Source organism: Phyllobacterium sp. (assembly GCF_037994425.1).
Classification (GTDB): domain Bacteria; phylum Pseudomonadota; class Alphaproteobacteria; order Rhizobiales; family Rhizobiaceae; genus Phyllobacterium.
The window spans coordinates 1-10804 of record NZ_JBBNAM010000057.1 but is presented as its reverse complement, the minus strand read 5'-3'; the positions used below and the strand labels follow the sequence as shown (position 1 = coordinate 10804).

11 protein-coding genes are annotated in these 10804 nt (G+C 57.4%); 6 read left to right on the top strand and 5 right to left on the bottom strand.

Annotation, left to right across the window (positions count from 1 at the left end):
* A partial coding sequence (locus AAAB35_RS04160; RefSeq protein ID WP_340666965.1) for a methylenetetrahydrofolate reductase occupies positions 1-422 on the top strand: 422 nt, incomplete at its 5' end.
* A gap of 485 nt (positions 423-907) precedes the next feature.
* Here the strand turns inward: AAAB35_RS04160 and AAAB35_RS04155 are convergent.
* Positions 908-1843: a DMT family transporter gene (locus tag AAAB35_RS04155; protein ID WP_340666964.1), complete on the bottom strand. Its 936-nt coding sequence runs from the start codon at positions 1841-1843 to the stop codon at positions 908-910.
* 144 nt (positions 1844-1987) lie between these two features.
* Between AAAB35_RS04155 and AAAB35_RS04150 the strand changes: the two genes are divergently transcribed.
* Positions 1988-3211 (top strand): alanine racemase, encoded by a 1224-nt coding sequence (locus AAAB35_RS04150; protein ID WP_340666966.1) that lies wholly within the window; start codon positions 1988-1990, stop codon positions 3209-3211.
* Positions 3212-3233: 22 nt separating this feature from the next.
* On the opposite strand, the gene AAAB35_RS04145 is transcribed toward AAAB35_RS04150, so the two are convergent.
* Together AAAB35_RS04145 and AAAB35_RS04140 are read right to left on the bottom strand one after the other, a co-directional pair.
* Positions 3234-4448: a peptidoglycan-binding protein gene (locus AAAB35_RS04145; RefSeq protein WP_340666963.1), complete on the bottom strand. Its 1215-nt coding sequence runs from the start codon at positions 4446-4448 to the stop codon at positions 3234-3236.
* A 116-nt stretch (positions 4449-4564) separates the two neighbouring features.
* Positions 4565-5383 (bottom strand): GH25 family lysozyme, encoded by an 819-nt coding sequence (locus AAAB35_RS04140; RefSeq protein ID WP_340666962.1) that lies wholly within the window; start codon positions 5381-5383, stop codon positions 4565-4567.
* Between the two features lie 383 nt (positions 5384-5766).
* Between AAAB35_RS04140 and AAAB35_RS04135 the strand changes: the two genes are divergently transcribed.
* From AAAB35_RS04135 to AAAB35_RS04125, 3 genes are all read left to right on the top strand, one after another.
* Complete coding sequence (locus AAAB35_RS04135; RefSeq protein WP_340666961.1) at positions 5767-6018, top strand: hypothetical protein; 252 nt, start codon at positions 5767-5769, stop codon at positions 6016-6018.
* Entirely contained in the window at positions 6015-6296 is a 282-nt protein-coding gene (locus tag AAAB35_RS04130; RefSeq protein ID WP_340666960.1) for a hypothetical protein, read from the top strand. The genes AAAB35_RS04135 and AAAB35_RS04130 overlap by 4 nt, the downstream gene beginning before the upstream one ends.
* A gap of 363 nt (positions 6297-6659) precedes the next feature.
* The gene (locus AAAB35_RS04125) at positions 6660-7679 is read left to right on the top strand and encodes a hypothetical protein (protein WP_340666959.1); all 1020 of its coding nucleotides are present in this window, start codon (positions 6660-6662) and stop codon (positions 7677-7679) included.
* Between the two features lies 1 nt (position 7680).
* On the opposite strand, the gene AAAB35_RS04120 is transcribed toward AAAB35_RS04125, so the two are convergent.
* The gene (locus AAAB35_RS04120; protein WP_340666958.1) at positions 7681-8337 is read right to left on the bottom strand and encodes a class I SAM-dependent methyltransferase; all 657 of its coding nucleotides are present in this window, start codon (positions 8335-8337) and stop codon (positions 7681-7683) included.
* The gene (locus AAAB35_RS04115) at positions 8337-9593 is read right to left on the bottom strand and encodes a DUF3419 family protein (protein ID WP_340666957.1); all 1257 of its coding nucleotides are present in this window, start codon (positions 9591-9593) and stop codon (positions 8337-8339) included. Before AAAB35_RS04115 ends, AAAB35_RS04120 begins: the two co-directional genes overlap by 1 nt.
* A gap of 224 nt (positions 9594-9817) precedes the next feature.
* Here AAAB35_RS04115 and AAAB35_RS04110 point away from each other — a divergent pair.
* Positions 9818-10804: IS30 family transposase (locus tag AAAB35_RS04110; RefSeq protein WP_340666956.1), on the top strand; the 987-nt coding region annotated here is incomplete at its 3' end.

The following is a 10804-nucleotide window of genomic DNA, read 5'->3' as shown; positions in this document are numbered from 1 at the left end:
TCAAGCGCAAGGTTGACAATGGAGCGACACGGGCGATCACCCAGTTCTTCTTCGAGAACGACCTCTACGAGCGCTATGTGGAAAAGGTTCGGCGTGCCGGCATCTATATTCCGATCCTGCCGGGCATCCTGCCGATTCACAATTTCACGCAGGTGACGAATTTTTGCTCGAAGGCCGGCACGCATATACCGAACTGGCTGGCGGAGCGTTTCGAAGGACTTGAGAACGATCCGCAGACACACCAGTTGGTGGCTTCAGCCGTGGCGGCCGAGCAGGTCCTTGACCTTGTCGAGAGGGGCGCTCAGGATTTCCACTTCTATACGATGAACCGGGCGGATCTTGCCTTTGCCATCTGCCATCTCATCGGAATTCGGCCGGGCAGCAATGTTGTCGAAGCCAATCTGGCTGGGGCCGCTGCATAAGGTGTGATTCTGAAATGGGAAACGGCCCGACTGCCATAATCGGGCCGCTCCATGTTTCATCTACTTAACGGTCAGAGACCATCTACGTAGCGCTCTTGTATTTACTCAGGGGATGAGTCCTACGACCATTGCACCGATAAATGCGAACGCTGCACAGATCATAAGGACATTCATCGATCGAGTTAGTCCCATCGTTTGTCTCCTGCAGTTAACCGATTTAGCATAGCGCAAATTTGCCACAGAAAAAGCCCAAATATTACGGTCTCGTGACACCGAGGTGAGAAAATTTTTGCCTGATAAACCTAAGTTTCTGAAATGAAACGCATTTGATAGGGCAAAAAATTTCAAGATCACGAGAAAATGTTCCGAAACGAAGCAAATTTTTGCACTGCAGCATTTTTGCCACAAGGATCGCTGCTGACGCGTTTCAGTCACAAATATGCCATAATTGAACTAGGTGCGAAAGTGTCGCTTTATTGAAAACTTTAGGTTTTTTGCCGCTTTCGCAGCGCGGTTATCAGGCGGCCGTCAATAGTCAACAGGCCAAGGCCAATCAATGCCATACCGAGAAAATCGTGCGCGGCCAGCCGTTCGCCAAGGAAAATTGTTCCAAGCAGGATAGCGCTGACCGGCACGATCAGCGTTACGAGTGAGGCGTTGGTCGCGCCGGCAGTCTGCACGATGGAAAAATAGAGGATATAGGCGTAGGCCGTGGAGAGGAGGCCAAGGCCGAGAATTGCAGCCCAAACTCCGCCTTCGATCGCTGCGACTTGCGGTACGCCATCCCACAGGAGAACGACGGGGATCATGATCAGCGTCGCCGCGGTCATTTGCCCGGTTGAGGTCACGGTCGGCGGTACTCCCTTGAAACGCTTGGCGAGAATGCCGGCAAAGGCGTAGGAGAGCGTTGCGGCCATCACTACCATTTCCGCCCACAACGGCCCGCCGAGACCGGTTAGCGCACCCGGGCCAATCATCGTGACGATTCCGGCGATACCGAGCAAAATACCGGCGATTTTGTTGATCGTGACTCTTTCGTCCACTGTCAGGAATGACGCAACGATAACTGTCCAGATCGGCGTCGTCGCATTGAGGATCGATTCCACCCCGGCGCCAAGTGCAGTCTGGCCAATGAATAGCAATGAGAAGGGAATGACGTTCATCAAGAGGCCGAGGCCGGCAAATTCAATGGCGTGTTGCCGATAGCTCCAGAAACTGATGCCGCGGCTCGCGAGATAGAGATGCAACGCCAGCGCAGCGATCGCCACACGGAAGAGCACAAGGGTCAGGGGCGGAACGACCTGAACGGCAATGCGGGCAAAGAAAAACGAGCCGCCCCAGATAGCGCCGAGGAGGAATAATTGCATCCAGGCAAAGCCGGTCATTGCAAGGGGTCTTGGCGTTATCGATCCAACAGACAAGGTTCCATTCCTTCAGAATGCGCGTCCGGGCGCTCACTTTCCGGCTAACAGTTGGATAAGGCCACCCGATTCATGCGTGAAAAGAAGCGACTTTCGTCCGTCACGTTCGCTTGCTAAGAGTTTCACATGACGCAGAACGCCAAGATGCAACGATTCGCCTCGGCCCGTGAAGCAGCCCTTACCCTGCGGCCGGATCAACCCGTCTACTGCTTTCGTCCGCAAGTCCTTATCAAGGATGCGGACCGGTTCATGAAGATGTTTCCGGGCGAGACCGCCTACGCGGTCAAGACCAATGGCGAAAATCTCGTTCTCGACACCCTGGCGCGGAATGGCGTCAGTACATTCGATGTGGCTTCGCCGGGCGAGTTCGAGGCCGTTCGCAAAGTCGCGCCCGAAGCGCAGATGCTCTACATGCATCCGATCAAGGCGCAGTCGGATATTCGTCTCGCTCTTGAAACTTACGGCATCCGCGTTCTTGCTGTCGATCATGAAGACGAAATCGCCAAGATAACGCGCATCGTCCGAGCACTCGATATCGATCCGGCCAGCATCACACTCTATGTGCGGATCCAGACCAAGGGGCATGCCGCCTACGAGCTTTCAAAGAAGTTCGGTGCGGCTCCGGCGCATGCGATCGAACTCCTCCAGCGCTCACATAAAATCGGCTACAAAGTTGGCCTGTGTTTTCATGTCGGAAGCCAGATCGAAGATCCCGATACGTATGAAAATGCCCTGCGATCCGCCGATTGGGTACGAAATCGGGCTGGCGTGCCGCTTGCGGGTCTCGACATCGGCGGCGGCTTTCCGGCCGAATATGGACATGATCCGAAACGCAAGCATGTGGAAATGCCCTCGCTCGGACAGTTGATGTCCCGGCTGCGCGGCGACGTCAAGGAATACGGATTTGGCGATTTGCCGCTGGTCGCGGAGCCCGGACGGGTCATTGTCGCTCGCGCCTTCTCACTGATCGTCCGAGTACTCCTGCGAAAGGGCAGGCGGCTCTACATCAATGATGGTATCTGGGCTTCGCTTTCGGATTCCTGGACCGGCAAGATAACACTCCCCGCGCGGTTCATTCCCGACCCGGCCAAGAAGCTGCGGCACGGCGACCCGAAGGAAATCGTGCCGTTCCGCGTCTGCGGCGCAACCTGCGATTCCGTCGATATTCTATCGAGGCCGTTCTGGTTGCCGGCAACGGTCGATACGGGTGACTGGATCGAGATCGGCCACATCGGCGCGTATTCCCTATCGCTGCGAACGCGCTTCAACGGCTTTTACCCGGATACGTTCGTCGAAGTCGACACGACCTTCGATGAAGGCAGCGAGCCCGAAGGCTTCGCTTCGCTCGAAACCATGGCGCCGGCGTAATAGGCGAACCGAAGCTGTTTCTTTAGAGCTTGCCGAGCAGCTCGGGCGTGGGCCAAGAGTCGGCGGGCATCCCGAGGCGGATCTGCTCATCCCTGACCGCATCGCGGGTCAGGATGCCAAACACGCCGTCGATCTTCGGACCCATATCGTGGCCACGCGCTGCAAGCTTGTTCTGCAGTTCCTTCATCTGTTCAGGATTGAGCCCGACTTCCGGAGTAGTAGGTTGCAGCGGACCCGCACCGGCAAGGCGCGTTGCAAAATAGGCGGCGGTCGTCGCGTAGATGATGGACTTGTTCCATTCAACGAAGATATCGAAATTGGCATAGGAAAGGAACGCCGGTCCCTTGCGGCCCATCGGCAGCAACAACGACGCATCCCCGTCATCCGGTCCGAGCGGACCGTTCATGCCGGTCACGCCCCACTCGGACCACTTCGAATGGGGAAGGCGGTTACTACGGATGGCATTTTCCCAAGGCAGATCCTTGGTAAGCTTGACCTCTTCGAGCCAGGGCTCGCCACGTCGCCAACCAAGATCGCGCAAGACGCGCGCCGCCGTCATGATTGCATCAGGCGCGCTGTGCTTGAGATCTACTTTGCCATCGTCGTCGCCGTCGACGCCGCGTTCGAGATAATCGGTCGGCAGAATCTGCATCTGCCCGATTTCGCCCGCCCAGGCGCCGGTGGTCTTGGCGTCGACCACGCCATTGTCGAAAAGCTTGAGCAGCGCAATCAATTGCGGGCGGAAAAGTTCGGGCCGGCGGCAATCGAACGAGAGCGTAAGGAGGGAATTGAGCGTGTCGAAATCGCCCTGGACGGCGCCAAAATCAGTCTCAAGACCCCAGAATGCGGCGATGACTGGGCCGGGAACGCCATATTCTGCTTCCGCTTCGGCAAAGGTCGCTGCGTATTTCTTCAGGTTTGCCGCGCCCTGTTTCAACCGGTAGTCGGAAACCATGCGCGAGGAGAAGGTCAGGAACGTCTGGTTGAATACGCCCTGTGCCCGGTCACGCTCCAAAACCTTGTCGTCGAGGGAGGCCTTCAACAGTTCGTTGAGCCCTCGGTCAGACACGCCAGCTGCCCGTGCTTCAGCGATTACCCCGTTGAACCAGGGCTCAAGTTCACCGCCGCAAGCCGGCTTCGCCGCCTGCAATTGCGCGGGGGCCACCTGATCCAGCGCGTACGACGCGCTTGATGTCAAAAGAAGGCCAGCGGCAAGGGCAGTCAAAAGTCTGTTCATCAGGGAAATCTCGTTATAACGGGCACGCTAAAGGCGCGCAGATATCCCTGCTAATGCACGAATATACCGGTCAGGTGAAGTCACAGAATCGCGAAATCGGGCCGTGTTACCGCCCTTTATTGCACCTTGTTGCGCACCAGCCACTCTTTCCAGGATTTTTCACCGCCGGCGAAGACATTGATGTCCGCGTCGCCGCGCATTCCCGGGATCGAGCCCGTACCGGTATACTGCCAGAAGGTCCAGGGATGGGTTCCATATTTTTCGTCGGGGTGTCCGGCCACCGAGCGCAACCAGAATGGATAGCCGACGAACTGGCGAAGGTCATTGTCATCGAAGAAATCGATGGTCGTGTAGATGATTGGACGCTTGCCGTAATAGCGTTCGAGGATATCCATGAACGTGCGCATTTCGCTGCGGACGATGGCGGCATTCGGCCGGAGCTTGCAGGTCGGCGACGCCGCGTTCCACTCCATGTCGAGGACCGGCGGCAATGCGCTCGGGTCCTTAGGCACGTGTTGGATGTACCATTTTGCCTGGTCCTTGGCCGTGCGGCAGAAATAGTAGAAATGGTAGGCGCCGCGCGGCACGCCGGCTGCACGGGCCGCGGCCCAGTTTTGGGCAAAGCGATCGTCGACACGGTCGCCGCCCTCGGTCGCCTTGATGAACGCAAATGAAATGCCGTTTGCGCGGATCGCTTGCCAATCAATCGTGGATTGATATTTCGATACGTCCGTTCCATGGATCGGATAATGCCACGGCGTCTTGCCCCTCCACTCATGCGGATCGCGGTCGCCGAAGCGCGGCGCCTTCACATTTCCACCTGGTGCGGCGATCTGCTGGACGGCTTTTGCCGGCTTGGCGTCGGAGAAATCATAATCCACGGTCGTGCAGCCGGTCAGAAGGACAGTCAGCAAGCCTGCTGCAAGACATTTCATATATTGCGGTCCATAATCGAATCGTGGCGGGATGGGTGATCATTCATACAAATGCTCGATTATGCTTAACAAAGCTTGCACAGCGCAGAATGCGTTAGCGTAATTTCTTTATCGCGCAAAAATCGGCCATTTATGCCGGTTTTTTAGGAGATAGCAGGTATTGCAACAAATTGGAAAACCCCATTTGAAAGTATTTTTCAAAACCATTCTTGACTCAACATTGACGCAAGCCTCTGCGATCTTGTCGAGCGTCCCGCTCAATTGCGCTTCGATGAGGTCGGCGGAGCGGACGCGCTCTTCGTTTGAATGCAGATAGATGTGCGCCGCCACGTTATTTGGTGTGCCATGTCTGCAAAGATTCAAAGAGTCGCCACGGGCTAATAATGCCGCATATTTTCATTGCGCGCTCGCTCGACTGTCGTCGCACTGCCTTCTACCGCGCGATTCGCAAAATGCCGTTGGCGGCTCAGCGCAAAAAAAAGGCAGCCAGAAGCATGTTTTCCCTGAGCGCGGCTGTGTTCGAATTGCTAGTGGACGGTGCGCGCGTGAAGCAACAAGTGCGAAGGAGGGGGCACCTGTCAGTTTTTCGGATGGCGCCGGAGAATAATCAAAACCGGGGAAAATGGGGCAAATGAAAAAAACGGTTGACCCGCACTATTTGGAGGCGCTGGCCATTCTCGATGGCTATCAGACAGAAGTGCGCGACGAGATGCTTGTTAAGATGGTCTTTGAAGCGTTCTACTGGTTGGCGCTCGACGGCAAGAAGATATCGCGTATTGCCTGCACCGCCGTTGGCTTTAGCTACGATATCGATCTTCGAACCGCGCTGAGGACATGGTACGCAGGAACATCCTGCGCTCTTCGTTCGCAAGGGTATTCGGGTTTACGAACTCGACTTCAAGGATCGCCATGAGCAGTGACGTTTATGGATCGATCGCCGCCATTTGCGGCTGGCGGCTTCTTTGGCTGTTAGGCCAAATGCTACACCGCACGCGCAATGAAGTTCAACAATCCGAAGTCGAAAGCAGCGGCAGGCGAGCAGAAATAGCATGAGCCGTCGGCTAGGAACGCCTCGCAGCTTGCCGGCGCGGGTTTGGCAAATCCCCACTCTTTCTTGACTCGCCCGATTTTGGCGGCCAACCAATTCGAAATAAGGGGGTCATTACGCAAGCGCCCGCCTCGTTTACGCTGTTCTCATTGGATATTTTTGCTTGCTGCATCAAGACCTGAGGCATGTTAGTCGTTACATTCAGCGTCTAATGCAGGGGGCAGAACGATGAGAAAACTTGGTTTGCTGGTTTTTCTCGTCGTTCTCGTTGCGTTGGCCAATGCATTCTTCGCCTCGTGGGTCACCATCAACAGGGATGATTTGGCGATCTCTGTCAGTCAGTCCGGCAGTTGCGTTCGCCCGGCGATCCCGAGTTTCTGGCGCAACTATAGAGGGTATCCCGACTACGACAATGAGCTGATTTCCGACTACTTCGGGATCTATGCCGCCTATGCTTCCAATGTCTATCTTCCGGGCAACAGGGACCGCTTCAACCTGAAGCCTGACATGTTCGGCTGGGTCCCGCAGGGCGCGCCGATTGTGCGTCCGGGCGGATTCTATGCGGAGCTGTTCTACAAGCGCACCCCGGTTCGCCTTTCGGTGATGCTTGTCATCAGGGGCAAGGACAGCGCCTTCAACGTCACAGATGTCATAAGCGAGAATTCGTATTTCACCCAGATGATCAATCCATGGGATCAATACCGCACGGTGCGCAAGGAATTCTCCCGTATCAGGCGAGAGGCGCAGGGCGGTTCGGACGGCTTGCCGGTCGAGTATATCATTGTCGGCCACGGACTTGGCGGCGGGCTCGCCCGTCACCTGGCAGCGGCATTTCCCTGCACCGCTGCGATCACCTTCAACTCTACCTTCGTGTCCAACAACCGGCGCCTCGCAGAGCCCTATGATGGGCAGGTCGTCGATCTGTTCTCCGACAATGATTTGCGCTCAAGGCTCGCGATCCTGCCAAACCCGCGCGCCTTCTTCCGCATTTCGCGGGTTCACCAGTGGTATCGCGTGCGCAATGCCGGGGATTTTTCCGGTCCGTCGGGCATGCAGCGGGCGGCCGTCGCCATGGCGCGCATACCGGTCATGTGTCTCCTGCGCGATGATTGTGAGCTGAAACGCACGACAAGTGGCGACACCGGCGAGGCAAATCCGCAAAGCGCGCGTTCAGCCGCGGAGATGTCCATGCTGTATTGCCTGGCGGGCCCAAGTTCGGCCGGGCCAAAGAGCGATCTGTGCAAGTAGATCAGGGCCGGCGACGCAAGACCGAAATCCAGGCAAAACCCCGGTAAAGCCTGTGGGTTTCCACTTCCGCATCGGTCGTACGGGCGATTTCATCTGCAACTTCGAACAAGTCGTTGCGCGGCGTCACGTGATACCAAGCAAGCCATTTGTACAGACCGCGCCGAGCGAAGCCGGGCAGATCGCGCAGGTCGCCGAAGTCAACCACATGCAGCGTCCCGCCCGGGGTCAGATGATTGACTGCTTCGCGCATCACCGCCTGCCACTGCGGGATCATCGACACGGCGTAGGAGATGAAAATCCGGTCGAATTCGCGTCGCCCAAGGATGGCTTCGGGCTCGAATTTTGCGGCATCTGCATAGGCGAGCACAGCGCGGTCGCCGAGCCCCGACGCGGCAATCTTCTTGCGGGCCGTTGCCAGCATTTCGTTGGAAATATCAATCCCATAGAGCGATGTCTTCGGATAGGCCCTGCCGGCGAGGACGAGATTGCGGCCAGTCCCGCAGCCGATTTCGAGGACGCTGCCGCGCTCAGGCGGATTGAGCCCCGCAAGCATCGGGTCACGTCCGAGGAGATAGTATTTTCGGGTGGCGTCGTAGAAATGGCGCTGGTGCCGATAGACCCGGTCCATCAGCCGACCATGTTCGATCTTTGCGAACATCAGGCGCGATCCTTCAGCAGATAGACGTGGAATCCGCCATAGATCGATGAACGGTCGCGCGCATGAAGGGCGCGTGACAGTTCGTCCTGATAATTCCAACGTTCGAGCAGTGCATCGTCGATGCGTCCTGGAAGGATCGTCGGCTCCGCCGCCGTACGGAAGATCACGCGGGCGCCGGGTGCGGCGGTGCGGGTGATCTCGCCCCATAATTCGTTGAGTTGAACATCGTTCATCCAGTCCTGGGCATCGAGGAGGATGAAGCGATCGACTGACGCGTCAGGCTTGGCCGCAAGGAACTCCGTAAAGGAAGCGTTGACGACGCTCATTCTGCCAGCGCGATCACGCACCGTGGCGAAGTTGCTACGGGAAAGGTAGGGTGGAAGCGGTCCGGTTTCGGCGTCGCCACTATAGGCGCGGCCAAAGGCTTGCCATGCGAAGTAGTTCTCGGAAAGCGGGAAGCCGCAGGCAAGCTTTTCGAGGCGCCCGCGCAAAACCTGCGCCATGTTGCCGTTTCCAGCGCTCGCCAGTGCATCATATTGCTGCGGGGGAATGCCGAGGCCGAAAAGTGACGACTTTCGCTTGGTTGCCCAGCGGACCATGCGCTTGTCGAAGAGCGGGGCGAGGGCGGTGTCGAAATAGACACGTTGCTCTTCGATCGTCGCGGCCTTGAGGATGTCGCGCGGGTCGATGCCGTACACATTCGCCACCCGGTGGCCCATCCCAATGAAGAGGCCGAGCAGGCCATGGCGGTAAAGGTCCCGCGAGAAGATCGTGATGCGGCGCCGGCCTGAAAGCATGCGCTTTTCCCAATAGGCGCGGCTGGTCGCATCGAGATGCGGCTGGATGAAACGCTCATACGCGGCAAGATTGGCTTTGTCGTCTGCCGTTCCATAAAAGCGGTAGAAGGCGTCGTAGTTGGGCAGATGCGCGACGGCCGCCAGCTTCAGGCGGTTGAATGCGACGTGGGCCGTATTGAGATCGACGGCCTCGACGCTCGCCGGGTCGGCCGTAAGATAGGACATGGCGTTGCAGCCGCCTGATGCTATCGTGACAACGCGGTGGCCCGAACGGATCTCCAAGGCCTCCATGTCGACCTCAGGATCTTCCCAGATTTGCGGGTAGACCAATCCCTTGAAGACGTGGGCGAACAGGCGTTCCGATAGGCCGGCCCTCGACCAGAGTCTGTTTTGCCGAACCGCTTTATTGAGTTTCTCGTTGCGTTGCGGCAGGGCATCGGATTGTCTAGCAAGCGGCATCTAATCGAATCCCCTTTATTGGAAATTCCTGCCCGCCTAGCATTCTGATGTAACAAACGGGTGACGCTCGGCCCTGAACGGACTTGCGAAGTTGATTCAGCTTATGCAGGCAAGTATTTGACCCTACTCGCTGACCAAGCGTAACAGGAATGCAAGGGTGGGTTCTAATTTGAAGTGCGACTTTGTAGCGATAACAATGGCTTATCGCATCAAAGGAATCGCTCATGAACCGACCGCTTCAGCGCACCTACTCCCAAATCACCATTGACGAACGTCGCAAGATCGAGCGCTGGCATGCTGCGAAGATCAGCGTCGACGTTATGGCAGAGAAACTCGGACGGCATCGCTCGACGATTTTTCGCGAACTGAAGCGCAACCGCTTCGATGATCCCGAGATGCTTGAACTGACTGGTTATTACGGTCCGCTCGCCGATACGAAGTCAAAGGATCGGCGGGGCCAGCGACGCAAGCTGGTGCGGCTGCCAAGTCTGCGCGAGGCAATCATCGAGCGGATCCGTCATGACTGGTCGCCAGAACAAGTTGCCGGCCGTCTGAAGCTGGAAGGCGGACGGCATGGCATGACGGTCTGTCACGAGACCATCTACCGGTTTGCCTATTCGAAGGACGGCCAAGCAATCAAGCTTTGGCATCACCTGCCGGAGCGTCGAGCGCGCCGTAGGCCACGCCATGCCCGGCGTCGCCATGGCCGCCGTTTCAGTCCGGATCTGAGTATTTTGCATCGGCCGGACGTTGTGCGGGAACGCCAGCAGTTTGGCCACTGGGAGTGCGATCTGATGCAGTTCAAAAAGAAGTTCGGTGAAGCCAACGTCACCTCCCTGGTCGAGCGGGTGAGCCGGTTTACCGTATTCCTGCGCAACAACGACCGGCAGTCGCGACCAATCATGGAGCGCCTGATCCGCACGCTGGAAGCCCTGCCCGCAACAGCACGCCGCTCAATCACCTTCGACCGCGGCACAGAATTCACCGACTGGCCGTATCTCCAGGCCGGCCTTGGCATGCAGGCTTGGTTCTGCGACCCGCAGTCACCCTGGCAGAAGGGCACTGTCGAGAACACCAACCGCCGGGCCCGAAGATGGCTTTCGAGGGAGGTTGACCCGCTCGCCGTCAGCGATACCGAACTGCGTCGCGTCTGCGATCATCTCAATGCGACACCCCGCAAATGTCTGGGCTTCAGGACACCCGCGGAGGTC